The organism is Mahella sp., from assembly GCF_020054945.1.
GTDB lineage: Bacteria > Bacillota > Clostridia > Mahellales > Mahellaceae > Mahella.
The window spans coordinates 1-26,951 of sequence record NZ_JAIHAU010000016.1; the positions used below are offsets into that span (position 1 = coordinate 1).

30 protein-coding genes and 2 pseudogenes are annotated in these 26,951 nt (G+C 44.6%); 7 read left to right on the forward strand and 25 right to left on the reverse strand.

The annotated features are described in order from the left end of the window. The first annotated feature begins 692 nt into the window (after positions 1–692). The 3 genes from JG770_RS04785 (at position 693) to JG770_RS04795 (ending at position 2,348) form a co-directional block, all read left to right on the forward strand. Positions 693–1,016, forward strand: a complete 324-nt coding sequence (locus JG770_RS04785) for a hypothetical protein (RefSeq protein WP_291955914.1) — start codon at positions 693–695, stop codon at positions 1,014–1,016. 303 nt (positions 1,017–1,319) lie between these two features. Then, positions 1,320–1,709, forward strand: a complete 390-nt coding sequence (locus JG770_RS04790; RefSeq protein ID WP_291955918.1) for a hypothetical protein — start codon at positions 1,320–1,322, stop codon at positions 1,707–1,709. An 81-nt stretch (positions 1,710–1,790) separates the two neighbouring features. Further along, a complete protein-coding gene (locus JG770_RS04795; RefSeq protein WP_291955921.1) occupies positions 1,791–2,348 on the forward strand; it encodes a helix-turn-helix transcriptional regulator in 558 nt (185 codons plus the stop codon). A 549-nt stretch (positions 2,349–2,897) separates the two neighbouring features. Here the strand turns inward: JG770_RS04795 and JG770_RS10650 are convergent. The 7 genes and pseudogenes from JG770_RS10650 to JG770_RS04825 all read right to left on the reverse strand — a co-directional run bounded on the left by JG770_RS10650 (position 2,898) and on the right by JG770_RS04825 (position 8,764). Then, positions 2,898–3,199, reverse strand: a pseudogene (locus JG770_RS10650) (type II toxin-antitoxin system HicB family antitoxin). 264 nt (positions 3,200–3,463) lie between these two features. Then, the gene (locus JG770_RS04800) at positions 3,464–4,198 is read right to left on the reverse strand and encodes an ABC transporter permease (RefSeq protein ID WP_291955924.1); all 735 of its coding nucleotides are present in this window, start codon (positions 4,196–4,198) and stop codon (positions 3,464–3,466) included. Continuing rightward, positions 4,188–4,946 (reverse strand): ABC transporter ATP-binding protein, encoded by a 759-nt coding sequence (locus tag JG770_RS04805; protein ID WP_291955926.1) that lies wholly within the window; start codon positions 4,944–4,946, stop codon positions 4,188–4,190. The genes JG770_RS04800 and JG770_RS04805 overlap by 11 nt, the downstream gene beginning before the upstream one ends. Before the next feature lie 2 nt (positions 4,947–4,948). Further along, positions 4,949–5,890, reverse strand: coding sequence for a MetQ/NlpA family ABC transporter substrate-binding protein (locus JG770_RS04810; protein WP_291955928.1), 942 nt, complete (start codon positions 5,888–5,890; stop codon positions 4,949–4,951). 3 nt (positions 5,891–5,893) lie between these two features. Then, positions 5,894–6,475 carry a flavin prenyltransferase UbiX gene (locus JG770_RS04815; RefSeq protein ID WP_363320922.1) on the reverse strand — a complete coding sequence of 194 codons (582 nt, stop codon included), beginning with the start codon at positions 6,473–6,475 and terminating at the stop codon, positions 5,894–5,896. Positions 6,476–6,480: 5 nt separating this feature from the next. Then, the gene (locus JG770_RS04820) at positions 6,481–7,347 is read right to left on the reverse strand and encodes a UbiA-like polyprenyltransferase (protein WP_291955932.1); all 867 of its coding nucleotides are present in this window, start codon (positions 7,345–7,347) and stop codon (positions 6,481–6,483) included. Then, positions 7,331–8,764: a menaquinone biosynthesis decarboxylase gene (locus tag JG770_RS04825; RefSeq protein WP_291955935.1), complete on the reverse strand. Its 1,434-nt coding sequence runs from the start codon at positions 8,762–8,764 to the stop codon at positions 7,331–7,333. The genes JG770_RS04820 and JG770_RS04825 overlap by 17 nt, the downstream gene beginning before the upstream one ends. 614 nt (positions 8,765–9,378) lie before the next feature. On the opposite strand from JG770_RS04825, the gene JG770_RS04830 reads away from it, so the two are divergent. Next, complete coding sequence (locus tag JG770_RS04830; RefSeq protein WP_291955938.1) at positions 9,379–12,099, forward strand: transglycosylase domain-containing protein; 2,721 nt, start codon at positions 9,379–9,381, stop codon at positions 12,097–12,099. Between the two features lie 46 nt (positions 12,100–12,145). On the opposite strand, the gene spoVAE is transcribed toward JG770_RS04830, so the two are convergent. From spoVAE to JG770_RS04860, 6 genes are all read right to left on the reverse strand, one after another. Next, positions 12,146–12,502: a stage V sporulation protein AE gene (gene spoVAE / locus JG770_RS04835; protein ID WP_291955939.1), complete on the reverse strand. Its 357-nt coding sequence runs from the start codon at positions 12,500–12,502 to the stop codon at positions 12,146–12,148. Between the two features lie 12 nt (positions 12,503–12,514). Continuing rightward, the gene (gene spoVAD / locus JG770_RS04840) at positions 12,515–13,528 is read right to left on the reverse strand and encodes a stage V sporulation protein AD (protein WP_291955942.1); all 1,014 of its coding nucleotides are present in this window, start codon (positions 13,526–13,528) and stop codon (positions 12,515–12,517) included. A 12-nt stretch (positions 13,529–13,540) separates the two neighbouring features. Further along, a complete protein-coding gene (gene spoVAC, locus JG770_RS04845) occupies positions 13,541–13,996 on the reverse strand; it encodes a stage V sporulation protein AC (RefSeq protein ID WP_291955945.1) in 456 nt (151 codons plus the stop codon). 125 nt (positions 13,997–14,121) lie between these two features. Next, the gene (locus tag JG770_RS04850) at positions 14,122–14,283 is read right to left on the reverse strand and encodes a hypothetical protein (protein WP_291955947.1); all 162 of its coding nucleotides are present in this window, start codon (positions 14,281–14,283) and stop codon (positions 14,122–14,124) included. Positions 14,284–14,393: 110 nt separating this feature from the next. After that, on the reverse strand, positions 14,394–15,023 hold the full coding sequence (locus JG770_RS04855; protein WP_291955950.1) for a YigZ family protein: 630 nt from the start codon (positions 15,021–15,023) through the stop codon (positions 14,394–14,396). A gap of 3 nt (positions 15,024–15,026) precedes the next feature. Next, on the reverse strand, positions 15,027–15,452 hold the full coding sequence (locus tag JG770_RS04860) for an NUDIX hydrolase (protein ID WP_291955952.1): 426 nt from the start codon (positions 15,450–15,452) through the stop codon (positions 15,027–15,029). A 199-nt stretch (positions 15,453–15,651) separates the two neighbouring features. On the opposite strand from JG770_RS04860, the gene tyrS reads away from it, so the two are divergent. Both tyrS and yunB read left to right on the forward strand, forming a co-directional pair. Then, positions 15,652–16,866 (forward strand): tyrosine--tRNA ligase, encoded by a 1,215-nt coding sequence (gene tyrS, locus JG770_RS04865; RefSeq protein WP_291955954.1) that lies wholly within the window; start codon positions 15,652–15,654, stop codon positions 16,864–16,866. 49 nt (positions 16,867–16,915) lie between these two features. After that, a complete protein-coding gene (gene yunB / locus JG770_RS04870; RefSeq protein ID WP_291955955.1) occupies positions 16,916–17,605 on the forward strand; it encodes a sporulation protein YunB in 690 nt (229 codons plus the stop codon). A 3-nt stretch (positions 17,606–17,608) separates the two neighbouring features. Here yunB and JG770_RS04875 read toward each other — a convergent pair whose 3' ends face one another. The 12 genes from JG770_RS04875 to rsxC all read right to left on the reverse strand — a co-directional run bounded on the left by JG770_RS04875 (position 17,609) and on the right by rsxC (position 25,933). Then, positions 17,609–18,064 carry a hypothetical protein gene (locus JG770_RS04875; RefSeq protein ID WP_291955957.1) on the reverse strand — a complete coding sequence of 152 codons (456 nt, stop codon included), beginning with the start codon at positions 18,062–18,064 and terminating at the stop codon, positions 17,609–17,611. Continuing rightward, positions 18,057–18,554, reverse strand: a complete 498-nt coding sequence (folK, locus tag JG770_RS04880) for a 2-amino-4-hydroxy-6-hydroxymethyldihydropteridine diphosphokinase (protein ID WP_291955958.1) — start codon at positions 18,552–18,554, stop codon at positions 18,057–18,059. The genes JG770_RS04875 and folK overlap by 8 nt, the downstream gene beginning before the upstream one ends. 3 nt (positions 18,555–18,557) lie before the next feature. Next, the gene (gene folB / locus JG770_RS04885) at positions 18,558–18,917 is read right to left on the reverse strand and encodes a dihydroneopterin aldolase (protein ID WP_291955960.1); all 360 of its coding nucleotides are present in this window, start codon (positions 18,915–18,917) and stop codon (positions 18,558–18,560) included. Next, positions 18,918–19,721: a dihydropteroate synthase gene (gene folP / locus JG770_RS04890; protein ID WP_363320923.1), complete on the reverse strand. Its 804-nt coding sequence runs from the start codon at positions 19,719–19,721 to the stop codon at positions 18,918–18,920. Positions 19,722–19,745: 24 nt separating this feature from the next. Next, positions 19,746–20,225: an HD domain-containing protein gene (locus JG770_RS04895; protein ID WP_291955967.1), complete on the reverse strand. Its 480-nt coding sequence runs from the start codon at positions 20,223–20,225 to the stop codon at positions 19,746–19,748. A gap of 15 nt (positions 20,226–20,240) precedes the next feature. Further along, positions 20,241–20,801 carry a GTP cyclohydrolase I FolE gene (folE, locus tag JG770_RS04900; RefSeq protein WP_291955970.1) on the reverse strand — a complete coding sequence of 187 codons (561 nt, stop codon included), beginning with the start codon at positions 20,799–20,801 and terminating at the stop codon, positions 20,241–20,243. Positions 20,802–20,960: 159 nt separating this feature from the next. After that, the gene (gene rnfB / locus JG770_RS04905) at positions 20,961–21,791 is read right to left on the reverse strand and encodes an RnfABCDGE type electron transport complex subunit B (RefSeq protein ID WP_291955973.1); all 831 of its coding nucleotides are present in this window, start codon (positions 21,789–21,791) and stop codon (positions 20,961–20,963) included. Between the two features lie 18 nt (positions 21,792–21,809). Beyond that, on the reverse strand, positions 21,810–22,394 hold the full coding sequence (gene rsxA / locus JG770_RS04910) for an electron transport complex subunit RsxA (RefSeq protein ID WP_291955974.1): 585 nt from the start codon (positions 22,392–22,394) through the stop codon (positions 21,810–21,812). Beyond that, entirely contained in the window at positions 22,394–23,017 is a 624-nt protein-coding gene (locus JG770_RS04915; RefSeq protein WP_363320924.1) for an electron transport complex subunit E, read from the reverse strand. The genes rsxA and JG770_RS04915 overlap by 1 nt, the downstream gene beginning before the upstream one ends. Further along, complete coding sequence (locus JG770_RS04920; RefSeq protein WP_291955979.1) at positions 23,017–23,637, reverse strand: RnfABCDGE type electron transport complex subunit G; 621 nt, start codon at positions 23,635–23,637, stop codon at positions 23,017–23,019. The genes JG770_RS04915 and JG770_RS04920 overlap by 1 nt, the downstream gene beginning before the upstream one ends. After that, entirely contained in the window at positions 23,630–24,586 is a 957-nt protein-coding gene (locus tag JG770_RS04925; RefSeq protein WP_291955983.1) for an RnfABCDGE type electron transport complex subunit D, read from the reverse strand. The genes JG770_RS04920 and JG770_RS04925 overlap by 8 nt, the downstream gene beginning before the upstream one ends. Positions 24,587–24,601: 15 nt before the next feature. Then, the gene (rsxC, locus tag JG770_RS04930; RefSeq protein ID WP_291955981.1) at positions 24,602–25,933 is read right to left on the reverse strand and encodes an electron transport complex subunit RsxC; all 1,332 of its coding nucleotides are present in this window, start codon (positions 25,931–25,933) and stop codon (positions 24,602–24,604) included. A gap of 766 nt (positions 25,934–26,699) precedes the next feature. Between rsxC and JG770_RS04935 the strand changes: the two are divergent. After that, positions 26,700–26,951: pseudogene (locus tag JG770_RS04935) on the forward strand (IS21 family transposase); the annotation flags it as partial.

Here is a 26,951-nt window from a genome sequence, read left to right on the forward strand (position 1 = left end):
ATAACTGATGACATTGAAAATCTCACTGGTTTCATAAGAAAGATCAAAAAATTGACGTACTTTTTGCATACTATTATCTTTACTATCAAGCATGTCTACATTATTTACTAAGTTGTAGCAAGTTGTCGCTCACATTCCCTATTTTCTCGCATTATTTGTTTGCTATTCATCTAATAATCACCCAACGGAATCATCTCCAATCTTCTTACATGAGTACTTTCGGAAACTCCGAAAGCGTTTAAAATCTATGTTAAAAGCCCGACCGTTTATGTCTTAACTTGTTAGGCCCTATTACGAAAGCTACACAGGTTATGCTGGAAATATATTGAATTCCCAGTTAGTTTTCGAGAGCCTTCTATGGTTATCGCATATGTGCCTGGTTTGGTACGAGTGCCTACTTTCCATGTCCATGTTACTTTGCCGTCTGAGCCTGCTGTTTTTAGCTCAAGCCCTGCGGCACTGCTTGGGTCGGATGAATATAGTCTATGTCATACTCAACCCCCGGTGTTCCCTGTATTTTTATGCTGGCTGTGTTCCCGGCCTTGACCTGTTTTGGAACCTGCCGCAAGTTATTGGGCTTTAGGCCGGGGCAAAAAGGCAGGTTTATCGTTGGCTTTCGCCCGTTGATTATCTTATCGTTTTATGGTAAAATATGAATGGAATAAACAATATTCAAAAATATCAAAAATATATTGAAGCCTGGAACGGTATTAGAAAGGTTAACCCAACGTACCAAAGATAATCCATCGCCCGTTATACCGCTAGAGCAGGTTTCAGATTATATACCGGCCATGTTCCGCAGGGCGGCTATTAATACGGCTCTTGGCATTGCAAGCTCGTTTTATACAAACCTTGAAAAGTGGCATAAAGAGAAAGCCAGATTTGAAGCTAATGGCAAGAAATACACTCAGCGTCCTCCGGTTCCCCCAAGACAATATAACTTCAATACCACATTCTATGCCGGGATGTACCGCTGGATTGATAACGCTATTATGCTCTATCTGTACGATGGGTAAAATTGGCGATGGGTAAAATACCGTTACAGCGGACCGGCATGGGATGATAGCTGGACAGCTGGAAGCCCTAAAGCGGCCATCACTCATAATGGAATCAGCTTGCATATACCGCTGGAGAAAACCCTTGCAAAACCTAAAATAGTCAAGAAACAGCTTCAAAACGATAGGTGTGCCTGCTGCCCAGGAAGCCGAATAAGGTATGACAGCAGGTACGGACAGGCACCGCCCGAGGTATCCGTCGCATTATGCTTTCAATATAGTAGCGGCTACGCTGCAAGTACTGTGAAAGACGCGTACGCACAGGTGCCCAAAGAAACCGTGTGGATTTATCCGCGGCGAAGCGTCACGGTTCCTGCACCTGCAATTATTTTGTTATCCTTGCTCTGGCTTGGAGCAAGTTCTGCTTTTTCTTTAGCCGGAGCAACAATAACTGTTCCGGTTGGAGTCTTTGTCGTATCAGACGATTCGGGCTGTGCGGGTTTGCTGGCTGGTGGGGCTTGCGGCTTGACCAGCGATACGTTTTTGTCAAACCTTATCGTGTTTCCATCACTGGTGGCTATTATCGTGCCGGATTCGTCTATTCGGCATATTACACTTCGGGCTAACTTAATACGAGGTACAGATAAGGGCTTATCTGTCCCTTGTGGTTTTAGAAAAATTTTATTTGATCGTCAAAAGGATCGCAACTTATAGTTGCGGAGTTTCCGTGTCTGCTTGGTAGAGTGCAACCACTATAAATATTAAAATACAGACATGGAATAGGAGGTGTTTATTATGACATTTGGAAAGAAACTCCAACTTTTAAGAAAACAAAAAGGGTTATCTCAAGAGGAATTATCTGAACAGTTAGAAGTATCAAGACAGGCTATTTCCAAATGGGAATTAGGCGAATCTTTACCAGACACAGCAAATGTAATGCGCCTCAGTAAATTGTTCAGTGTCTCGATTGATTATCTGCTAAACGATGAGATAAGCAGTGAAAATGACATACCTGCGGTGCAAAACAATTCAGTTGTTTTGCAGAATAAATTTCACTCTACTATACAATTTATTTTAGGTGCTGTTTGTTCTGCTATGGGGTGCATTGGAAGCATAACCTTGTTTGTTTTATCTACAATGATACAGGTGCATGTTACAAAAAAAGAGACCTTACCCGATGGATCTATTCGCTATTATGGCGGCGGAGATGTGCTTGGCTATGACTTTGGTGCATTTATTCAAGAATATCGCTTGCAAGCGCTCTTAGCTATTTTTATCATTTTAATTATTTCTGGCGTTACTATCATGTGGATATCCAAAAGAAAACTACGCTTCAAAAATAAAAAACAGTAAAATATTGGAGTAGAAAGGAAAAAACGAGAGAAGAATTGAAGTGAGGAATTATTACGCTAATTGTATTTATCGTACTCTATTTCTTGTTACCTGTACTTATTCAATATAAGAGCTATGATGTTTATGTGCAATCTATATGCTTGCTGACGTCGGTAATTGGAGCACGCTATTACTGGATGAAAGCAATAAAAAATAAATTTCAACAGGAGGACACTGACAACGCCTCCCATCCGTGGAGCCTGTAAAGCCCGTGTCCATCTTCTGTCCCTTGGAGGAGGCCGGGGCCGCTGGGGCAGAGCTACCGCATAAACTAACCGATTACCGCAAACGTAGCGGAGCTGGTTTTGCTGTACAATGGCACGAACGGAAACGAGGCTGCTTTTAATCCCTCCAAAGATATCATGGTATGACTAATCCGTAAGGGTTAGTCGGGAGTAAGCCTGTTTCTCCCCCATATTAAACGGTATTTAGAAAAATCCTACGAGTGTCCTAATATCAAAGTTCCCCTTTATAAAGGATAGAAACTTTTTACAAGCTCTTATTAAATCTTTATTTACTCAACTTATATAATGCGTATTGATTGAGGGACACGCCTTCTTTTTTAGCCTCTATAGCAAGTCTCTTATGCAAGCTCTTGGGAAGCCGGATCATAAACGTTCCGCTGAAAGATTCATTCCAATAGGTTCAGGAATTGGATCCCCATGCTCTAGCTTTACTTTCAGCCATCCTTCCATAGCTTCCCTAATGCTTTCATACGCCTCTTCAAAGGTATCCCCGGTGCTTTGGCAACCGTCTAATTCTAATACTCTTGCGTAATAGTAAGTTCCACTTTCATCCGTAATTGGTTGAATTACATAGGTATATGGTAAGCTCTATAATTAATTTTGTAAGCATATTTAGTGTACCATATCTCCCAACTGGTAGCTATGCGTTATAGCTACCAGTTGATTGCTGATAACAGCTACGGTAGCTTATCTGCTGTACTGATGAAATGGACATTGTTTCAGCGGGAATCTGAGGCTCGTCAATTTATTGGCGATGTAGTTCACATATACCATGCAGTATAACATCGGCTATACGCGGCAAGCATGCCGTTGTTCAAGCATAGCCGGGCATTATTTCCAGCGGCATAACCGGTATTCTGCCGCATCTATAGCAGAGAAAACAACAAAGCCTATGGCGCTGAGCATTACTATACCAGAGTACATCTCAAGGTAATTCACCCTCATCCACGCATCCATGATGAAATAGCCTATGCCGTATTCGGTGCCAAAAGTTTCGGTAAAGAAGAGCACCGAAATAGCCGTGCCCAATCCGACACGTGTTGATGTCACTACTTCAGGTAAACTGGCCGGAATAATTATATTCTTAAATATATCGCTGCGCCGTGCGCCTAATGAGATGAGCGAGTAATACATCTCTTTAGGTATACTTTTCACGGCATCTCTAACCGTAACTATTATTTGAAAAACGATGATTATAACTATCATGGTTATCTTGGATGCCTCACCTAAGCCCATTAAAAGCATAACTACCGGCAATAGCGCGATCTTCGGTATAGGATATAAGAAATACACCACCGGTGAAAACAGCCTGTCAAAGCCTTCGAAATAGCCCATACATAGGCCAAAGGGGATACCTATGATCAACGACAACGTTATGCCCGCCGCTATTCGCCACATGCTGTACAAAGCATGAACAGCCAATTTAGAAAAGAATATTTCGAAAAATACATTAAAGACAGCCCACGGCGACGGTATAATAGGTGTGCGCCATATAACCGAAAGTATATGCCATGCCGCCAGCAGCGCGGCTAATGCCAAAAGGCGATTTATACGCTTATGCTTCATAAAAATGCGCTCCGTCTTCCTTGAGCATGCGGCGTATCTGCATATTGATATGATAGAAATCATCGGATAATCTCAAATCGTCCATTCCAAATAGAGGATTGTCTATCCTATCTTGGATCCTGCCTGGCGACGGCGTCAATACCACTATTCGATGGCCTACATATATGGCTTCCTCAATGCTGTGGGTCACAAACAACGTCGATACTTTATACTGCCTCCATATATCCAAAAAAAGATCCTGCATGCTTTCCCTTGTTATCTCATCGAGAGCGGAGAATGGTTCATCCATCAGCAAAAGATCAGGTTTTAATATAAATGAGCGGGCTATGGCTACGCGCTGCCTTTGCCCGCCGCTCAATTGATTCGGATATCTAGATGCCATATCCGCCAGACCTAAGCGTTTCAAAATATATTCGGCATACACTTGGTCTATAACCTCGCCTTTTATTTTTAATCCCAATACGGCATTCTCATAAACCGTCTTCCAAGGAAGCAGACCGTAATCCTGAAGTATAAGCCCTATGCGCTGCTCTCTAGGATTTACCGGCTGCCCTTTGATGAGCACTTGCCCTTCATAATCGCCTATAATACCAGCCAATACATGCAGTAGAGTTGACTTGCCGCAACCCGACGGTCCTATGATGGCCACTATATCACCGTCGGCTATGCTCATATCGATATCGGATAAAGCCGTCACAATGCCGCCGCTGGTCTCATACTTTACCGTCAGCCCCTTTATAGATATCATGGCTACCTCACAAAACGCTTTTCCACCAACTGATCGAAATTATAAGCATTTTTTATGAGCTTTTTGTCCGTCAGCCATGTTATAACGCCATCAAAGTCCTCTTGGCTGGGCAATGTCGCCTTTTCATACTTTGGGAGCGATATGCTGTCTTTTATATCCTCGGGGAATCCTACATCGTTTATGAGTACATCAACATAGCTTGATACCGGCTCCTTGCCCAAATATTCGACCGCCTTGTTATATGCCCTATACATAGCTTCGATGCTGTCCGCCTTTTTATCTATGGCATCCGCTGTAAACAACAATACGCCGGGGTTTATATTCAGCTTATCGGTGCTATTTAACAACACTGCTCCGTTCTTAACAGCCACGCTGGCCAACGGATCAGGCAATGTCGCGGCATCTATCTTGCCGTTTTGAAGCATCTCCAACCGCGTCGGGATTTGCGGTATAGCTACTTTATGGACATCCTCGGGTTTTAAGCCACCTTCAGCCAGCATCTTATCTGTAACGTATTCGATGATGGTATTTGTAGAGATGGCTATGCTCTTATCCTTCAGTGCCGATACATCGCTTATGCCTTTATCCTTATTGACCAATAATTTATAGGTTCCATTGGTTAAAGAGGTTATCTTTACATTAAACCCGCCGTCATTGGCAAAGGCCGCTGCCAATATATCCGATACCGCCCCGTCTATCTTGCCGCTTTGTAAGGCGCTATCCCTATCCGGTGCGCTTTTGAACTGTTGTATGTTTACCTCTACGCCTTCGTCTTTGAAATATCCGTTCTTATCCGCTATAATGAGCGGTATGGAATCTACATCAGGTAGTACGCCTATACTTATAGGCTCCAAGGCGCTGGAAGAGCTGCCCTCATCAGCATAACACGCTGTAAAAGATAGCAATATCACCGATACCATAAATAATGTCAACCACCGTTTCATAGATCATAATCCTCCATTCCATCGTTTATAAAGATCATTTTCTATACCAAGATTATCCAATATCTTGCCAACTATAAAATCCACAACATCACTAATCGATTGCGGCCCATGATAGAAAGCTGGCATAGGGGGCAGTATAACCGCTCCGGCTTGGCTCAATGCCAGCATATTGCCCAGATGTATCGAATTTAGCGGCGTTTCTCTGGGCACCAGTATCAGGCGGCGTCTTTCCTTCATACATACATCAGCCGCCCTCTCCAGTAAATTCCCTGATATACCTGTGGCTATGCGCGCTAAAGCAGCCATAGAGCACGGCACTACTATCATACCGTCGACCTTAAATGAACCGCTGGCTACAGGCGCAAAGAGATCGTTTATGTCATAGCTTCTCAATTTGCCGCCATATTCCTTCAAATGAGCTGTTAACGTATCTGCGGCATAGCCCGTCTCATGCGCTGTAACCATGCGTCCGTTATCCGTCATTATAAGGTGCACTTCATCGCCTTTTTTTAAAAGTTCTTCTGCTAATCTGATGCCATATATGCTGCCGCTGGCACCGGTTATCCCCACTATATACCTGCTCATAATCATCACCTCAAAAGAAACATATCGGCCGCCGTAAATATGAACAGCACAACGCTAACTATCTGGTTTATGCTATACGATGCTATCTTTACCTCTTCCAAATGGTCGGGCGATACTATTCTATGCTCTATAAATATCAAGATTGCTGCCAAAGTTATTCCAATAAGATATAGCCAATCCAGTTCCAACAAAAAGAACAGATAAAGCAGAAGAACCAAAGCTATTATGTGGAATACAGTTGAAATGAGCAAAGCATTCTTTATACCAAACTTGACAGGTATAGAGAAAAGGCCGAAGTCTTTATCGAAGTCCACATCCTGCGTAGCATATATTACGTCAAAACCAGCTACCCACAGCATCACGACAGCACCCAATACTAGCGATGGCCATCCTATGCTGCCGGTAACCGCCATCCATGCACCTACCGGCGCTCCGCCGCAAGCTATGCCTAATATTATATGACAGGCCCATGTAAACCGTTTGGTATACGAATATAACACAAACAGCAAAATAGCCACAGGGGATAGCATAAAGCATAAAGGATTAAGCTCATAAGCTGCCCATACCATAAGCGCAAAACAGACTGCGGCCACCGCTGCTGCCTCATATGGCTTTACTTGCCCTCTCGGCAAATGCCTGGATACCGTTCTTGGGTTAGTTGCATCTATATCTTTGTCTATAAGCCGGTTCAACGCATTTGCACCGTTTCTGGCGCCGAACAGCGCTACTAATATCCAAAAAACAACGCGAAACGAGGGCAAACCGTCAGCCGCCCAAAGCATGGCCATAAGGCCAAAAGGCAATGAAAATAGCGTATGAGAAAACATCACCATCTCAGCATACTGCCTGAGCTTATTAAATACCATATTCATGCCATTTTTCATCTACCAATCGCTTGATGCTTTCATCCATGACCACATCATCCGGCCATGGGCGTACGTGGCCTTCTTCCGGCCATTTTTTAGTGGCATCTATACCCATTTTATGGCCGTAAAAAGGCATAGGCGACGCATGATCCAATGCGTCCAACGGCCCCTCTACCACCACTACATCCCGCTGAGCATCTATGTTGTTAAAGACCCTCCACGCCACTGTTGAAAGGTCATGCGGGTCTACGTCCTCATCCACTATCACGATCATCTTGGTATACATCATCTGTCCCATCCCCCACAAGGCATGCATGACCTTCTTAGCCTGACCCGGATAACGCTTCTTTATAGATGCGATAACGCAGTTGTGAAAAACGCCTTCCAAAGGAAAATTCATATCGATGACCTCAGGGCACAATAGCTTTATAAGCGGTAGGAATATCCTTTCGGTAGCTTTGCCCAGATAACAATCCTCCATAGGCGGTTTACCTACTACCGTAGCGGGATATATGGGCTTGCTCCGGCGGGTGATGCAGGTCAGATGAAATACCGGATAAAAGTCCTTAAGCGAATAATAGCCCGTATGATCCCCAAATGGTCCTTCTTCTCTTAATTCCTCCGTATCCACATACCCTTCCAGCACAAACTCAGCATTGGCTGGCACATATATATCATTGGTCTTGCTCTTCACTATGTCCAGAGGCGCACCCCTTAAAAAGGCTGCAAAGATCATCTCATCTATCTCTTTAGGCAGCGGTGCAGTAGCCGCATATATAACAGCCGGGTCACATCCTAAAGCTACAGAGACCGGCATCTTGCCGCCTGATTTCCTGTATTTGTCATAGATCTCGCGCCCGTCCTTATGCAAATGCCAGTGCATACCCGTGGTTTTATCGTCATATATCTGCATTCTATACATGCCCATGTTCTGTTGCCCGGTTTCGGGGTCTTTAGTTATAACAAGAGGTAACGTGATGAAACGGCCGCCGTCCTCAGGCCAGCACCACAAAATCGGGAGTTTTGATAGATCCGGTTCTTCCACGACCTCTTGGCAGACAGCTCTCTCTACTTTCTTGGGGAAAACCCTAGCCAATCTGGCCAGCTTGGGAACCGATTTCAATTTATTCATGAAACCCATATAATTAGACATATCCATGAGATCATAAATCCTGTCGGCTATCCTATCCAGATTGTCAATCTCTAAAGCAAGATTTAAACGCTCATAGCTGCCGAAAGCATTTATAAGCACAGGATATGGCGATCCTTTTACATGTTCAAACAGTAGAGCTGGCCCATCGCTTTTTACCACTCTGTCAACTATTTCGGTTATCTCCAGGTGACTGTCAACCTCAACTGTTATCCGCTTTAAAAGCCCTTTTCCCTCCAATACATTTACAAAATCCTGCAGATCCTTATACATAAAAGACCATCTTTCCCCTTTTGTGAACTACATCACCAATAAATTGGCGAGCTTCGGATTCCCGATGAAACGATGACCGTTCCATCGGTACATCTCCGGCGTGTCCAACGCCACTACTGCTGGGTAGGTAATACCTACTCTACACAGATACTTCTTTAGGATGTACGACAACTCCAACTTATATCATACTACGTCGTGTTTTAACCCTCTGTCAGCCTATATTCCGAAAGCTGTATGAACGGAGAGCCTTCTCCAATACATTATATACCATACATTGTTAACATGCAATGTTTCCGGCTGTATTTTTCACTTTACGGTATTAAGAGAATCTAAACAACGTCGGTCTGTTGGCTACTGATAGTGCCTTATATCAGCCCGGTATACACATCCGCCGCATCGTAGGCGAAATGAATGACCAAAAACCTGGGATCAGGTAAAGGATTTAAGAATTAATGTGCCAAATCATGGATATAATTAAATAAAAATTAAAACTTTTGTAACTTATAATTCATTTATACGAATTGACATATATGATATAATATAATGTATTTAAATTCAGCCATTGTTACTGCCCAATATATGTATTGAACTTTTATAAAACAGGAGGTAAAAAGATGGCTTATAGCAATAACGGCACTGACACATCCTTAAAGCCGAGGTCACAAAAGCATAAAGGTCAGTCCGTTAATAAAAATCATGCATTTGAGCCCAGGAAAAAAGAACCGAATGTGTTTCTTAAGATATTTATGACCAGCTTAAAGATCTTAATGGTCACAGTACTTATCGGCATAATAGCCGGCATAGGTGCTGTAATAGGCATAGGCAAAGCTTATGTAGATGCAGCACCGCCATTAGACATAGCCAAAATAAGTGAACAGAGCCAAGTGTCATTTATTTATGACAGCAACGGGGACCTTATAACCAAAATCTATGGGGTGCAGGACGGCCGAGCTATTTGGCGGGAATGGGTCGATATTTCTGATATCCCAAAAGACTTGCAAGAGGCGTTTATTGCCATAGAAGACGAGCGCTTCCTTCAGCATAATGGCGTAGACATAAAGGGTATAGCGAGAGCGTTTATATCAAATTTGACCGGTGATAGTGTGTCGGGCGGCAGCACCATAACGCAGCAGCTCATAAAAAATACAATGCTATCGTCTGAGCAAACATATAAACGCAAAATACAAGAGGCCTATCTAGCTATGGAGCTTGAAAAAAAGTATAGCAAAGATCAGATACTTGCTTCTTACTTAAATACCATAGATCTTGGAAATTCTTTCTATGGCGTTAAGGCCGCCGCCAACGGTTATTTTGGTAAAGAATTAAAGGATCTCAGCTTGCGCGAGATTGCCACACTTGCTGGTATTACGAAAAATCCGTCTTTATACAACCCTTGGCGTACCGATAAGGCTGATATTGTAAAAGAGCGCAGCGATACCGTACTATACAAAATGTATGAATTAGGATATATAAATGAAACCGAATATAACAAAGCTTTAGCCGAACCTATAAAGACTATATCCAAAGAGGAAAGCAATGAAAAATATAACAACCAGATCATGCCTTATTTCGTCGATTATGCCTTGGTAAGCGTGGAACAAAAATTAGCTGAAAAGTTCGTCGGTGAGGGCCTAAGTGAAGACGAGGCTAAAGAAAAAGCAGATGCCGTAATGGATACAGGTGGCCTTAAGATATATACCACCGTCGATCCAAAAATGCAAAAAACGCTGGAAGATGCAGTAGCTTCATATAAGAATTATCCTAAGCTATTGTCAGGCGTATCCAAAGAGGGTAAAGAAACAAAAGCTATACAGCCTCAAACCGCAGCGGTTATTATAGACTATCACACAGGGCAGGTAAAGGCACTTGTCGGAGGCAGAAGTTACCCAGATAATATAAGATTCGCTCTCAACAGAGCCTATCAGTTAAAACGCCCCGTTGGCTCTACGATGAAACCTCTCGGCGTGTATGGGCCTGCTCTAGATCTTCATACGGCCACGGCGGCCACCACTTATGAAAATATACCTGCCCCTATACCAGGCTGGCAGTCATCGCGCGGATATCCTGGCAATTTCGATGGGGAAAGGGGATATACGGGCCTCACTACTATGAGAAAAGCCATAGAGGATTCTATAAACATCGTAGCGGCAAGGGCTTTTATGCAAGATGTAGGTGTGGAAAACGGCTATAATTATGTAACCAAGTTCGGCCTGAACATTCTGCCAAGCGAGAAAACACCAGCCGGCCTTACGCTGGGTGCAGCAGGAGCCTCACCCCTTGAGATGGCCGCAGCCTATGGTGCTATAGCCAACCACGGCGTATATATAGAACCGTTACCATTCACAAAAGTTGAGGACAAAGACGGCAATATATTGATTGATGATAAATCAAGGGATAAGCATGTAGTCTTAAGCGAACAGGCCTCCTTCATATTAACCGATATGTTGGAGGATGTGGTATCAAGGGGCACCGGTACCGCTACCAAATTAAAAGGTATGACGTCAGCCGGTAAGACCGGTACTACCGATGACCTGACCAACGCATGGTTTGCAGGGTTTACACCATATTATTCGGCCTCCGTATGGATGGGACACGATGACAATAAGCCCATGGGTAGTAAAACTAGCGGCGGCGGCAATGCCGGCGGTCTCTGGAAGGCATTCATGCAGCCTATACACAATGAATTGAAAAATAAACCTATATATGATGAAACGCCAAGTGGTATCGTACAGGTCAAGGTATGCACGGTATCAGGCAAGCTGCCTACAGACCTCTGCTACAAGGATCCCAGAGGTTCTACTGTCAGAACAGAGTATTTTATCAGGGGTACCCAGCCGACCGAATCGTGTGATCTGCATGTGCCTGTACAGATATGCAAAGAATCCGGCAAATATGCCACACAATACTGTCCGGAGGAAAGCATTGAAACAAAAGCCATGGTAAAGCGGCCGGATAACTCGCTCTATTATACGGCGTTGAGCGACAGTCAGAGAGCTACGGTAACCGATAGCAAATATGAATTAAAAGATCCTGAGGACCCGGCTAATCAATGCAATATACACACGAAGGAATGGTATGATCAGCAGCAACAGATAATAATTCCCCCGCTGCCTGAAGAGGATCAGCCTCCGGACGAGGACATACCTCCAGACGACAGCATACCTCCGGATGAAAACAATCCTCCGGATGAAGGTAATCCTCCGGATGAGAGCACGCCTCCGGACGAAGGCAATTCTCCGGATGAGAGCACGCCTCCGCCTACGAACGAGGATGATCGCTTGCTAGATAAGCTATTTCCCAATAACAATCTAGACAATCTAGGTAGAAGGAGGTAGAAATAATGCCCATTGAAATAAAGCCCGGGAGTTTCCGGGCTTTATTTCACGGCTTTGTTTTAGGATTAAAAAGCACCGCCATTATATATCCAAAAGTCACTGCCCCTGCTATACCACCGGCAGTGGCTTTTATTCCTCCTGTAAAAGCGCCTAACAATCCAGCTTTTTTTACCTCTTCAATAGCCCCTTTACCTAACGAATAACCAAATCCCGTCAGCGGCACGGTAGCACCTGCTCCACCCCATTCTACTATAGGTTCATATATGCCCAAGCCAGCCATAACGACCCCCGCTGTTACGAATAATACGAGTATCCGAGCTGCCGTCAGCTTAGTAGTGTCCATCAATATCTGCCCTATAAGACATATAGTGCCACCTACGATAAAAGCTCTGACATATTCCATAATTCTATCGCCTCACTTCGTCCTGTGAATAGACACAGCATGGGCTATACCCGGGATAGATTCGCCCTGCTGGGAACTAGTCGGGCTAAGGAGTGCTCCGGTAGCCAGAAATAGCATGCTGTTATATGTTCCATCCCACATATGCGGTATTAAGTAAGCTGACAATACGCACGCCGAGCAACCGCAGCCGCTCCCTCCGGCATGAGGATCTTGTGACGGGCTGAATATCTCTACGCCGCAGTCAAAATGTTTAGCCGATATATCGTAGCCGGCCTTTTTCACAAGTTCATCGGTTATGTCCTTTCCATATCTACCCAAATCACCGGTAACAATCAAATCGTAATCATCCGGTGTAAGGCCGGTATCCATAAAGTGCGTCACTATGGTATCAGCCGCCGCCGGTGCCATAGCCGATCCCATATCATTGCTGTCTTTTATGCCCATGTCCACAATCTTCCCGACGGTCACCGTTGTTATATAAGGGCCCTCTCCTTGATTGGAAACCAAAGCTGCGCCTGCACCGGTAACCGTCCAATGAGCTGTAGGTGGCCGCTGGACGCCTAATTCCAGCGGAAATCTGTATTGCCTCTCAGCCGTTGAAAAATGGCTCGATGCGGCACATACTATACTATCCGCATAACCGCCGTCTACCAGCATAGCCCCCAGCGCCATAGCCTCTGACATGGTGGAACATGCACCATATAATCCGAAAAACGGTATCCCGAGCTGCCGAGCGGCGAAATCGGACGATATAAGCTGGTTGAGCAGGTCACCGCCAAGCAGGTAATTTATCTCCTGCTTATCTCTGTGCCCTTTTACTATGACCTTTTCCACAGCCTCCTGAAAGAACTTAGCTTCGGCTTTCTCCCAGCTCTTCTCGCCGTACAGATCATCATCCAACACTTTATCAAAATATTGCCCCAGCGGTCCCTGGCCTTCTTTAGGACCTACGATACTGGCCGTAGCTATTACGGACGGTGTATTATTAAGTTTCACCGTCTGTTTGCCCACGCTATTTGCAGCCAAAAACTTCACCCCTTATATCGAAAATAGTAAATACAATATACCCAACGCCACCGAAGAGGAAAAACCATATACCAACACCGGTCCGGCTATGATAAACATCTTGGCTCCAACACCCAGTACATAGCCTTCCCTCTTGAACTCCATAGCCGGTGATACTATTGAATTGGCAAAACCCGTTATAGGAACCACAGAACCTGCCCCTGCAAATCTGCCTATTTGGTCGTATATACCTAATCCCGTAAGCAAAGCGCCTAAAAATACCAGCACTATAGCCGTAAAAGCCGATGTATCATCTTTATTCAGATTAAAATAGCTTTGTCCAAAATTGCTTATAAATTGCCCAACATCACATATAAGCCCTCCTACCACAAAAGCCGCTACAGCATTTCGCAGTAAATTCGGTTTAGGAATTTTATCCTTTATAAATTGCTGATATTCCTCTTGTTGGTGTTGCTTAACAGCATCCATAGAACCCACATCCTTTCTTCTATTTATCATCTGCTATTTTATCGCTATGCGCTGACCGCGGCAGTTTATTTTGGCATATAACGCTTTCTTTTTCATCCATGTTTTTAATGTTTATCAACCATAAACTAGGTAAAATGCAATATTTTCTGTTGTTGTTCATATACAAACTCTGCCCCATAATATGTTTTCTTATCAATGTTATTCTGTACCATGGCTATAAACACAGTTATAACCATTAAAATCGTCAATATAATAAAAAGCGCAATTTTACGGCCAACTCTAACCATAGCATTCACCTCTTTTTATCTCTTTGATTCCTACATACGTTATTATTGACCTTATCGCGCTTTTTATGTAATCGACAAAAAGCGGCTGCTCATTTCATTATGAGCAGCCGCTAGTTATGCATGTATGTATCATTCTCTATGCGTATATCTATATCGCCTTTGCTTATATCGTGCAAAGATTTTATGAACCTATCCATCACCTCGGTTTTAACAATTATATACATTTTCACCTTATCTTCATAATCTGTTCCCACGATTTGAGCCTCAAAAGTTGACACCAATTTTTGGATACTGATTAGAAGATTATAACCTGTTATCACACATATCCTTTTGGCAGGCAGCATTTCCATTATACCTGCCGCATCTACAACCAAGGCAGCAGCATGTGAGTAAGCCCGTACCAACCCGCCTGCACCAAGCAATATGCCTCCGAAGTAACGCGTTACCACTATTGCAACGTTTGAAAGGGATCTCTGCTTGATAACGTTTAATATAGGCATACCTGCCGTACCGCTCGGCTCGCCGTCATCGCTGAAACGCCATAAAGGCGAACCGTCAATTAATATATTGTAAGCATAACAATTATGGGTGGCATCGTAAAACTCATTTCGCACATCAGCTAAAAACGCCACCGCCTCGCCCTCGTTTAAAACGGGTTTTAGCGATGCTATGAATTTGGAACGCTTTACCACATACTGTTCCCTGGCATAATCTTTTACGGTCCTATATGTTCCTTGCATATGTTATGAAACGGCAAGCAGCAAATCCTTATACTTTTTATATGACAGACCTACCAGAGATTTGTCCTGGCTATATGTTATCTTCCTTATGGCCTCATCGACAGGAAAATAGCCACCATCGGTAAATCCCTCTTCTTTGTTTACATGGTACTTATCATCCAAGGCATGCATTATATACCATGTTATCTGATTGCATACAGGGCATTGTCTGGATATAGAAAAAAATTCGTAACAGGTTTCTCCCGCCGTCGAGATTATCTCAGCATCTATACCGGCTTCTTCTTTCACCCGGCGCAATGCCACCTCTGTCGCAAGATTACCGTTACGAATCACACCCTTGGGCAATACCCATTCGCCCTTGTCATTCTTTAGCAAAAACACTTTGTCGTCATTGAAGACTACACCACCAGCGCAGTTTCTCATCAGCATTCTTTATCATTCCCCCTAGAATTATATTTTCTAGTTCCTGCTTTAATGATAACTCATATCCAAAGAAATTTCAATAATATTTTTTGAATTTGCTAATTTATTATGATAAAATAATGACTGTTCAGGTATCTCACAGAATTTATGACCAAGTAGTCATATAAAATAAGCTTGTTTATAGAATAAACGAAAGGATGTACCCATGACCATCGACGAAGAACTGAAAATATTGAAAAAGGGTGTAGCTGAGATAATAAGCGAAGAAGACCTAAGGAAAAAGTTAGAAAAATCTCATCGAGAAAATAAACCATTGACAATAAAATTAGGATTGGATCCTAGCGCCCCCGATATACATATGGGCCATACCGTAGTGCTGCGAAAGTTGAAACAATTTCAGGACCTCGGCCATCAAATAGTCCTGATAATAGGCGATTTTACAGGTATGATAGGTGATCCTACCGGTAAGTCCGAAACGCGCAAACAGCTTACCAAAGAACAAGTATTAGAAAATGCTAAAACCTATCAAAAACAAATATATAAAATATTGGATCCGGAGAGGACTATAATACGCTTTAATAGCGAATGGCTGGCCAAATTAAACTTTGAAGATGTTATAGTTCTTTGCTCCAAGTATACTGTATCACGTATGTTGGAGCGCGAGGACTTTAAAAAGCGCATGGAATCACAACAGCCTATATCGATACATGAATTTTTCTATCCGCTCATGCAGGCATATGATTCTATAGCTTTAGCCGCTGATGTAGAATTAGGGGGCACCGATCAAAAATTCAATATACTCATGGGCCGTACGCTTCAGAGGGAATACGGTCAAGAACCTCAAGTAGCTATGCTTATGCCTATATTAGAGGGTACTGATGGCGTTAAAAAGATGAGCAAGAGTCTTGGCAATTACATAGGCATCAATGAACCCCCCGATGAAATATATGGTAAAACCATGTCTATACCGGACGAGCTTATCATACGATATTATGAATTGCTAACCGACATACACCCAGACAAACTAAACGAAATCAAAGAGCAAATGGAAAGCGGTGTGCTAAATCCACGAGACATCAAAATGGCACTGGCCAGGGAACTGGTTACGCTGTATCATGGCGCAGAAGCAGCTCAAGCCGCGGAAAAACAATTCGTGAGCGTATTCCAAAAGGGTGATATGCCCGATGATATGGAAGAGATAAAGGTACCCGCCGACGTGCTCAAAGACAGCATATGGTTGCCACGATTTTTAGCCGATCATAAATTAGCGCCTACATCCAGTGAAGGCCGTCGGCTTATACAGCAGGGGGCTGTAAAGATAAATGGTCAAAAATCCTCCGAAGAAAATGTACAGCTTAAGCCCGGTGATATAATACAAGTAGGCAAGCGACGGTTTGCTAAAATACTGCCCATGGACTAGCACTATGCGCCTTCCTATCTCATATATTAATGAGAAGGGAGGCGTTATAATGTACAGGCTTTATGGCTCTAAAAAGAGGCATAAATGGAATTTATTTATAGTATTGATCGTCGCAGTCGTAATGTTTGCACTGGTTTTTGAATGGATAGACCGCAGCATAGCTCCCACCGTATTGGCATTATCCTCGGCCAAAGCCAGGGTAATAGCCACACAAGCTATAAACGTTGCCGTAAACAAAAAACTTGCCGACGGCATATCCTATGACCAGCTCATAACAGCCATAACCGATGACAACGGGCGTGTTACCATGCTGCAGGCTAATACCATGCGTATGAACAAGCTCGGTTCAGAAACGGCTTTAGCCGTGCTGGATGAAATGAAGTCGGTATCATCCACTATTATAAAGGTACCGATAGGTTCCGTATTGGGAGGGGATATATTGGCCGGCAGAGGACCGTACATAAATATTAAAATACTGCCAGTAGGTTCTGTGGTAAACGACTTTGTGACCGAGTTTGAAAATGCCGGCATTAATCAAACCCGACATAAGATATATCTGCGCGTAAAAGCTCATATAAAGGTGGTAATACCGCTAAATAGCCAGGAACTCGAGGTCGTAAGCCAAGTACCTATAGCCGAGACCGTCATAGTAGGCAATGTACCGCAAAGCTACGTAAATCTTCAGGAACCAGACGCCAAAAGCGATGCCTTGAACCTGTTGCCCGACCTGAACGATTGACTGTTAAGCCTCGACATAATCGATTATATAATTATCATGTATCTTGAAATCGTATTTTGCACCCTCTCGTAAGCCTTGTGCATCTTTATGCACATCCAATAATAGAATACGCTGAGTACCATCGTCCTGCATTATAAGTACCTCGTAATAAAAAAGCCTGTTATCCTTATAGACCGGTTCATCGCTTATGCTAATCACACGACCCAGCTCAGTGCGCGATAAGCCGGTCAGTATTTCCTTTACAAATCCTCTGTAGCATAAGGTGGGCGTCGCTTTTATTCCCCATATAAATATATCCATACAAACGCCTATTATAAGGATCAACTGTCCGATCCATTGAGCGTTGTTAATAGCAACATATATAGCCGCTATAAGAAAGCCTATAAATATAACAGCCGTAATAATTAATACCGTCTTTACACGCCCATTGAGTTTTTCAAGATCTTCCTGACTATACATTAGAATTTATATCCCCTTTCGCTTTCCATTCCCTATACATTTGTTCCACAGTTTTTTTATATACGGGATGCACTGCATTCGGCGCTATATCGCATAAAGGCTGCAGCACAAACCCTCTCTCGTGCATGCGTGGATGAGGCACTGTAAGTATGCCGTCATCTATTATAAGGTCATCGTAAAATATTATGTCTATATCTACTGTGCGCGGCCCCCAGCGTATGGTGCGGACACGCCCCAATCGCTGCTCTATATCAAGGCAGACCGCCAGCAATTCGCGCGGAGAAAGCGTCGTGTCAATAGCTACAGCTGCATTTAAAAAGTCGGTTTGATCGATATAGCCCACCGGAGCTGTATTGTAAGCCGGCGATATTTTGACGATCTTTATAGCCTCATGCTCGTTCAGCATATCTATAGCCTCTCTTATATATCTGTCCCTATCGCCGATGTTGGAACCAAGAGCCAGATAAACCCTGTTAACCTTGGCGCTCACCTGCTATCGAATCCTTTCTATCTCTACCGCTACATATTTTACATGGCTGCGAATAGGTGCCCACGGCTTTTTAACTGTAACTTTTATATTTTGTATTTTCGGATAATGTTTCAGCAAACGATCGGCTATATCCTGCGCCAAAGCCTCTATAAGGTTATAACTATGACCGGCAACTATGTCCTCTATATCATTGCATACGTGTCCATAATGAACCGTATCGCTTATATCATCGCTGTGTCCGGCCGCAATGAGGTCAATGCCCATTTCGACCGATATGAGAAACATCTGGCCTAATGTTTTTTCTTCCGAGGCCACGCCATGATAAGCGTAAACTTCCAAATCATCTATGATTATCTTATCCATTCATCTCACCATGGCATCGGTCATAACAGCTACGCGCTTATTGGCCTTGACATCATGTACGCGCACGATATCCATTCCCTTTACTATGCCTACAGCCGTTGTGGCAAGCGTGCCTTCCAGTCGGTCGTTAACGGGCAAATCCAGCACCTTGCCTATGAACGATTTGCGCGATGTTCCAAGCAGTATCGGATAATCCAATCGTTTAAATTCATCAAGGCGCCTCATAATAGCGAGATTATGCTCCCACGTCTTGCCAAAACCTATGCCTGGGTCTACGATTATATTTTCCGGCTCAACCCCGGCATTTAGAGCAATATCTATGCTCTGCCTTAATTCCGTCAGCATATCTTCTATCAGGTTATTATAAATCGCTTCATTTTTATTGTGCATCAAGCATATCGGCACCTTATATTTTGCCGCAACAGCCGCCATATCCATATCAGCCTTAAATCCCCATATGTCGTTTATCATATCGGCACCGGCTTCGATGGCAGCTATAGCGGTCTTTGCCTTATAGGTATCTATTGATATCGGCACATCCAATTCCTGAGCTAAACGCCTTATGACCGGTACAACACGGTTTATTTCATCATCAGCCGATACAGGTTTAAAACCCGGCCGCGTGGATTCTCCACCGACATCTATGATATCCGCACCATCTTCCACCATCTGCCCGGCATGGGCTACGGCGCTGTCTATATCATAAAAATGGCCGCCATCAGAGAACGAATCAGGGGTGACGTTCAATATACCCATTATATAAGTGCGTTTACCCCATTGCCACGTCTTATTGCCTATCCGCATAGATTTATGCATATATACACCGCCTCAATAATACAGATTTATCTTTCCGCCGTTTGCAAAACGTTTACATTGATCGCGTACTTTGCAATCAATGCATAATCGCGACATTTTATCGCTTTTGTAGATTATTGAACTTAAGAAAGTAGTCTGAGTACCGTTTTTTCTATGATCGCGGATAGCTTTAATCATAAATTCCCTTTCTTCGGCATCAAAGCCACAGTCTACCAATATATCGGCCGCCAATTCAGCACTAGCCTCGGCATGCTCGGTACCCTCCTCATATTCCTTCCATCTTCCTATGTCATGCAGCAAAGCAGTAGCATATATCATATCTTTTTTCATTATTAATTTATTTTCTAATACCAATATATAAGCTATTCTCGCCACATCTACAGCATGTTGAAGATCGTGACGACAAAAAATTCTATCCTTCTCATCAGCCGCTATCCTCTGCATATATTCAATATATTTTGGATGCTGCAGGATTTTATCTACCCTCTCCAATGTTATTACTTCCTCCTATCCCTTAATCAAAGCAAAAGCCTCGGCCCTCGATCTGGCATCTCGCCTGAATATGCCTCTCACCGCCGAGGTTATGGTGGTGGTACCCGGTTTCTTGACGCCCCTCATGCTCATGCACATGTGCTCGGCCTCTATCACGACGACTACGCCTTGAGGATCCAGACACTCCATCAATATATCAGCTACTTGACTGGTAAGGCGCTCCTGAAGCTGCGGCCTGCGGGCCAACGACTCCACTACCCTTGCCAGCTTGCTCAAACCCGTTACTTTACCTTTTGTCGGTATATAAGCGACATGCGCCTTGCCGACAAAAGGCAGAAAATGATGCTCGCACATCGAATAAAAAGGTATATCCTTTACCAATACCATTTCTTCATGGTCCTCGTTAAACCATACCTCGAGGTATTTCCGAGGATCCTCTTCAATACCGCTGAACAATTCGGCATACATTCTGGCCACCCTTTTGGGGGTATCCTTAAGTCCTTCCCGTTCAGGATCTTCGCCTATGGCTTCTATCATCATGCGCATAGCTCGTTCAATTTTTTGTTCGTCTACCATTACACCGCTCCTGAAATTAAAATAGCTTTATTTATATTGTACTACATTATTTGATAAATTTCATGATAAATTTTTGCAAAATTCGTATATTGGCTTGCTTTTTGCTTATAAAAAAGGGCCGGCTATGCCGACCCTTTCCGGTGAACAGGTTATACTATTTTACAGGGCTGCCGCTTGCTGCTCTGTACACACCTCGTTATAGTTTTTTATGCTGCTTGTCGGGCACTTATCCACGCATTCGGCGCAATTAGTGCATTTATCGTAAATTATATGCGCCAGATTATTTTCCAGCACTATGGCGTCTTCCGGACACTTGCGCACGCATATATTACAAGCTATACAGCCCACCTTGCAATAACCTCGCACCAGCTTACCCTTATCTAAAGACGCGCATAATATCACAACGCGCTTAGACTGCGGCACCATCTGTATGATACCCTTCGGGCAAGCTGCAACGCATACAGTACAACCCGTACATTTTTCCTCATCGACTATGGCCACGCCGTTTACTATGTCTATGGCGTCAAATGGGCATGCTTTGGCACAATCGCCCAAACCAAGGCAACCGTATCCGCAGGCTTTGCTGCCGCCGCCCAGAGCATTGGCCGCAGCGCAGCTCTCTATGCCGACATATTTATACTTTTGAGCGGCTACTTCAAGGCTGCCCTGGCAGAGCACTCGTGCCACCTGTTTCTCGCCGGCTTGCGCCTCTACCCCCATAATGGCTCCTATATTTTCAGCACTGGCAGCGCCACCGACGGTACAGGCATTTACCGGAGCCTTTCCTGCTACTATAGCGGCGGCCAGCCCATCGCAGCCCGGATAACCGCAGGCACCGCAATTAGCGCCCGGCAGGGCCTCGCGCACCTCATCGACGCGCGGGTCTTTCTCCACCGCAAAGCGCGTAGACGCGAAAGCCAATATAGCGCCAAAAATCAACCCCAATCCACCTAACGTAATTACCGGAGTCAATATATCATTTATATTCATGACAAATATCCACCTCTATTATTTGACTAGTCCCTGGAAACCCAAAAACGCCAGCGACATCAGGCCGGCCGATACCAAAGCTATCGGAAAGCCCTTCATGCTCTCGGGTATCGGTGCAAAATCCATCTGTTCCCTTATAGCTGCAAAAAGCACTATAGCCAATGTGAAACCCAAAGCTCCGGCAATACCGTTGACCAGACTCTCCAAAAGATTATACTGATACTGCATATTCAGGAGAGTAACGCCAAGCACAGCGCAGTTGGTGGTTATAAGCGGAAGATATATGCCCAGTGCCTGATAAAGCGTAGGGCTGGTCTTTTGTATGACCATCTCTACAAATTGCACCAGTGTCGCTATAACCAATATATAAGCTATGGTCTGGAGATATTCCAGGCCCAACGGTTCGAGCAATGCATATTGCACCACATAAGTCACCACCGAAGCCATGCCCATGACAAAGGTAACGGCTATACCCATGCTGAGAGCCGTTTCCACACGCTTGGATACGCCCAGAAACGGGCATATACCTAAAAACCGCGACATAATAAAATTATTTACCAATATGCCGCTAACCACTATATAAAACAAACGCCCGGCATCCATTAATGGCTCCCCTCTTTCTCTGCATTATCCTTTGGTTTACGCGTAAGATAATTTATAAGGCCTATAAGCAATCCCAATGCCATAAAAGCACCTGGCGGCATAATAAGCAGCAGGGCGGGCTCATAAGATGCACCGAATAAATTTATGCCGAATATACTGCCGTTGCCTAGAATTTCCCTTATGCTACCCAGTATAACCAGTGCAAGCGTAAAGCCCAATCCCATACCCAAGCCATCAGCTATAGAGTTGGCCACCGGTTGTTTAGATGCAAACGCCTCAGCACGCGCCATTATAATACAATTGACCACTATAAGCGGTATGAATATGCCCAGCGCCCTGTCCAACTCCGGCAAAAAGGCTTTCATTACCATACCCACTATTGTAACAAAGCTGGCTATGACCACAACGAAAGCCGGCATGCGTATCTTTGGCGATATGAAATTTCTCATCGCCGATATCATAGCATTGGAGCCTACCAGCACGAAGGCTGCGGCCAATCCCATGGCAACACCATTTGTCGCGTTTGTGGTGACGGCCAATGTCGGGCACATGCCCACCACCAGCCTGAATGTAGGATTTTCATTCCACAGGCCGTTGACAAAATCCTTTACAACGCCTTTCATCATTGTCCTCCTTCCTGAACGAGAAGCTGCTGCACGCTGCTATCATCGCTCAATACCTCATTATAAAGCTTGGTAGCTGTGTTTACGCCATCGGTCACGGCTCTGGATGTTATAGTCGCTCCGGATATGGCCTGTACCTGATTATCATTGCCTTGACCGCTCTTTATCACCTCAAGCGGTGTATCGACCTTTTTGCCTTTGAACTGATCCTTAAACTCAGGCTCGCTCGCTTTGGCACCCAGGCCTGGCGTTTCCGAATTATTGCCCACGTATATGCCCGTCAAAGTACCGTCCGTGGATATGCCGACCGTCAGTTCTATAGCGCCGCCATAGCCGGATGGCATTGTCTTTATGGCATAACCTGCAACTTCGCCACCTTCTTTGGCTTGAAACACCTGGCTTACTGTAGCATAATCAGGGCTCATCGCTTTTATTTTGTCGGCATCGAGCTCTACGAATTCGGTATCTTCGGAAAACACAGCTATACGGCCTTGAGCATCCATTTTCTCCACTTGAGCCTGTATAGGCTCCCTGGTTATGGCATTGACCACACCAAGTGCCAATGCTGCCACCGCCGTTATAAGAAGGAGCTTGAAGCCAAGATTTAATATATCACGCACGGCTCTTCACCTCCCCGAATTTTTTGGGCACGGTATAACGCTCTATAAGCGGCGCAGCCACATTCATAAACAATATAGAATAGGATACGCCTTCGGGATAACCGCCGTATAACCTTATAACCACCGTTATTATGCCGCAGCCCAAGCCCATGATGATCTGGCCCAGCGGCGTAACCGGCGATGTGACATAATCGGTGGCCATGAAAAACGCTCCCAGTATCAGGCCGCCGCCGAGTATATGATAAAGCGGTTGACCCGTAAAGGCACCATCCGGACCCAATATCCATGTTAAGACACCTACAGTAGCTATATATATAAAAGGTATCCTCCAATTTATGACCCGCTTATAAAGCAGATAAGCCGCACCTATCAAAAGCGCCAGAGCCGATGTCTCGCCTATGGTACCGCCTATATTGCCTACAAACATATTCATAAGCGATGGCAACTGTCCCGCAGCCTCCGTACCTTTCAATATGGCCAATGGCGTGGCCGTAGTCACGGCGTCAGCCCCAGGCTGTACCCACGCCGTCATCCTCACCGGCCATGAAGCCAAAAGAAACGCTCTGGCAGCCAACGCCGGATTGAGAAAATTATAGCCTAAACCGCCGAATAATTGCTTCACTATGGCTATGGCAAACGCCGAACCTATAACGACCAACCACCAAGGCGCCGTGGGCGGCAGATTAAACGCCAGTAAAAGGCCCGTTACTACGGCACTCCAATCGTTTATCGTCACCGGCTTCTTCATAAGATATTGTATCAGCGCCTCGGTCAATACCGCAGTCGCTATAGATATTCCTATTATGAATAACGCTCTTATACCGAAGAAGATGGCCGCGGCTATAACAGCCGGCACAAGCGCTATGACCACATCGAGCATGATGCCCGAAACCGAACTCTCCGACCTCACATGTGGCGAAGAGGACACAACAAGCTGTTCATTCTCCATCATTCTGCCTCCCTATCAACCGGCTTTACGGCGATTAGCCGCTATAGTGCGCTTAGCCAATCTTATAGACTCTACCAGCGGCCGTTTGGCTGGGCACTCAAATGAACAGCATCCACATTCTATGCAGTCCATAGCATTATACTGCTCGGCTTTATCATACATACCGGCCAGCGCGTACCGACTTATATACAACGGCAGCAGATCCGCAGGGCATGCCTCCACACACCGCGCGCATCGTATACATACTTGAACCTGCGGTGGCTTAGCCTCTTCTTCTGTCAATACCAATATGCCGGATGTACCTTTTATAACAGGCACATCGAGCGAATACTGGGCTATGCCCATCATCGGCCCTCCCATTATCACCTTGCCGGGCTTGTCTGAGAATCCGCCGCATTCATCTATGAGCTCCGAGAAAGGCGTACCTATGCGCACCATGAGATTGGCCGGCTCATTTATACCCCTGCCGGTAACCGTCACCGCGCGTTCTATAAGCGGCATACCTGTCTTGATGGCCATGGCTATGGCAACCGCTGTGCCCACATTATCCACCACCGTACCTACGTCGGCCGGCAGCCCGCCCGACGGTACTTCTTTACCTGTAATAGCTTTTATAAGCTGTTTTTCCGCGCCTTGCGGGTATTTGGTTTTCAAAGCCATTACCTCTATATTTGCATAAGACGACGTTGCTTCAAGCATAGTCGCTATGGCATCGGGCTTATTATTTTCTATGGCTATAATGCCCTTACTCACACCCAAAGCCTTCATTATAGCTCTGGTACCGTATACCACATCGTCAGTTTGCTCTAGCATAAGCCTATGGTCGCATGTGAGATACGGCTCACATTCGGCACCGTTTATTATAACCAGATCCACCTTCTTGTCTGGCGGTGGTGATAGCTTGACATGCGTAGGGAATGCAGCCCCTCCCAATCCGGCTATTCCGGCCTCTTTTATAATATCTATTATTTCCTTACCTGACAACTTATCGATATCGCCCTTAGACTGTACATTTTCATCCACCGTATCCTGTCCATCGGATTCTATTACCACAGACATGACCTGCTGCCCGCCGGGGTGTAGCCGTGGCTCCACAGCCGTTACTTTACCCGATACGCTGGCATGCACCGGCACGCTGACGAAACCTCCGGCTTCTCCTATCTTTTGGCCCACCTTCACATCGTCGCCCGCCTTGACCAGCGGTTTACATGGCGCGCCTACATGCTGCTGTAACGGTATCACCGCTATTTGCGGCAACGTAGCCGGCCGTATGGGCTTGGCAGCCGTAAGTTCTTTGTTATACTTCGGATGAATACCGCCCTTAAAGGTTACGGTCTTCACGTTCATAATTCCTCTATCATCCTTTCCCCGTTTAACTTCTCTCCCCATTTGATAAATGCCAATCCTCCTTATTATAACGCATAATATCGTTAAAGTGAAGGCTGTAAAATATGTCGAAATTATCTGAATATATGGCTAATTGAGTAGGAGGCTGACCATTAGTTGGTCAGCCGACATCTCACACCACTATGCGTACCGTTCGGTACACGGTGGTTCATTAGTTTTCACAGCATTTCAGATAGCAGTCGGTCATGATGATATATCCGAGATTGGCAAGTTCTTTGTTCATCAGCACACTATTAAACATGAGAGACGCACGCCAGATACCTTTTCGACACTTTGCCGGCTTAGCCACCTAATTCCGGAGATTATGCACTGAATTCTTTGATTTTCACACCATTGCTTATGAATGCTTCATAAAACTTATTTGGAGCCATATATTTTATGCTCCCATGCATCCTTCTCTCGCTATATATAAACGCTATAATAAAAGTGAGCCAAAAATTGGTCAAACGCTAACGAATTTTTGATTCATTAAAGGCTAAAAATCCTGTATTGTGAATATGAAAAACTTATGATACAGGAGGCTAATGAACGTGACAATTGAAGTTGATCTATATCAAAAAATTCGTCAGTTTTACGCGGTATAGCATTACTCTCAAAGGGAAATTGCCAGACAGCTAGGATCTCCCGCAATACCGTCAAAAAGTATTGCCATAGTACCTGCATACTAGAGCAACCCAAAACTTATGCGGTTCGGGTGGATTGGGGAATGGCTAAGGTATATATGGGAGCCGTAAAACAAAATATACATCTGTTTTGTATGCGCCTGTGCTTTAGCTGCGATATCTTTGTCATGGCTTTTGCCAGGGAGAATGAGGAATCTTTCTTGGAAGGTCATAGAGCCGGCTTTGAACACTTTGGTGGTGTTCCCAAGAAGGAAATCTTCGACAATGCCCGGCTTGCTGTAAAAGAAGGCTGGGGTACCCATGTAACCAAAGAACAGGAACGGTTTAGGGCATTT

Excerpts from the sequence above, each read along its gene's own strand:
- JG770_RS04830 (WP_291955938.1), top strand. The coding sequence starts at position 9,379 with ATGGCTTATAGCAATAACGGCACTGACACATCCTTAAAGCCGAGGTCA.
- rsxC (WP_291955981.1), bottom strand. The coding sequence starts at position 25,933 with ATGAACGTGAAGACCGTAACCTTTAAGGGCGGTATTCATCCGAAGTAT.
- JG770_RS04800 (WP_291955924.1), bottom strand. The coding sequence starts at position 4,198 with ATGAAGCATAAGCGTATAAATCGCCTTTTGGCATTAGCCGCGCTGCTG.
- folB (WP_291955960.1), bottom strand. The coding sequence starts at position 18,917 with ATGGATAAGATAATCATAGATGATTTGGAAGTTTACGCTTATCATGGC.
- JG770_RS04795 (WP_291955921.1), top strand. The coding sequence starts at position 1,791 with ATGACATTTGGAAAGAAACTCCAACTTTTAAGAAAACAAAAAGGGTTA.
- yunB (WP_291955955.1), top strand. The coding sequence starts at position 16,916 with ATGTACAGGCTTTATGGCTCTAAAAAGAGGCATAAATGGAATTTATTT.
- JG770_RS04825 (WP_291955935.1), bottom strand. The coding sequence starts at position 8,764 with ATGTATAAGGATCTGCAGGATTTTGTAAATGTATTGGAGGGAAAAGGG.
- JG770_RS04915 (WP_363320924.1), bottom strand. The coding sequence starts at position 23,017 with ATGAAAGGCGTTGTAAAGGATTTTGTCAACGGCCTGTGGAATGAAAAT.
- JG770_RS04860 (WP_291955952.1), bottom strand. The coding sequence starts at position 15,452 with ATGCTGATGAGAAACTGCGCTGGTGGTGTAGTCTTCAATGACGACAAA.
- JG770_RS04855 (WP_291955950.1), bottom strand. The coding sequence starts at position 15,023 with ATGCAAGGAACATATAGGACCGTAAAAGATTATGCCAGGGAACAGTAT.
- JG770_RS04850 (WP_291955947.1), bottom strand. The coding sequence starts at position 14,283 with ATGGTTAGAGTTGGCCGTAAAATTGCGCTTTTTATTATATTGACGATT.
- folP (WP_363320923.1), bottom strand. The coding sequence starts at position 19,721 with ATGCGGATAGGCAATAAGACGTGGCAATGGGGTAAACGCACTTATATA.
- rsxA (WP_291955974.1), bottom strand. The coding sequence starts at position 22,394 with ATGGATGCCGGGCGTTTGTTTTATATAGTGGTTAGCGGCATATTGGTA.
- JG770_RS04810 (WP_291955928.1), bottom strand. The coding sequence starts at position 5,890 with ATGAAACGGTGGTTGACATTATTTATGGTATCGGTGATATTGCTATCT.
- JG770_RS04925 (WP_291955983.1), bottom strand. The coding sequence starts at position 24,586 with ATGGAGAATGAACAGCTTGTTGTGTCCTCTTCGCCACATGTGAGGTCG.
- JG770_RS04815 (WP_363320922.1), bottom strand. The coding sequence starts at position 6,475 with ATGAGCAGGTATATAGTGGGGATAACCGGTGCCAGCGGCAGCATATAT.
- JG770_RS04875 (WP_291955957.1), bottom strand. The coding sequence starts at position 18,064 with ATGTATAGTCAGGAAGATCTTGAAAAACTCAATGGGCGTGTAAAGACG.
- folE (WP_291955970.1), bottom strand. The coding sequence starts at position 20,801 with ATGGTAGACGAACAAAAAATTGAACGAGCTATGCGCATGATGATAGAA.
- spoVAC (WP_291955945.1), bottom strand. The coding sequence starts at position 13,996 with ATGGATGCTGTTAAGCAACACCAACAAGAGGAATATCAGCAATTTATA.
- tyrS (WP_291955954.1), top strand. The coding sequence starts at position 15,652 with ATGACCATCGACGAAGAACTGAAAATATTGAAAAAGGGTGTAGCTGAG.
- JG770_RS04805 (WP_291955926.1), bottom strand. The coding sequence starts at position 4,946 with ATGATATCTATAAAGGGGCTGACGGTAAAGTATGAGACCAGCGGCGGC.
- JG770_RS04820 (WP_291955932.1), bottom strand. The coding sequence starts at position 7,347 with ATGAATATGGTATTTAATAAGCTCAGGCAGTATGCTGAGATGGTGATG.
- spoVAE (WP_291955939.1), bottom strand. The coding sequence starts at position 12,502 with ATGGAATATGTCAGAGCTTTTATCGTAGGTGGCACTATATGTCTTATA.
- rnfB (WP_291955973.1), bottom strand. The coding sequence starts at position 21,791 with ATGAATATAAATGATATATTGACTCCGGTAATTACGTTAGGTGGATTG.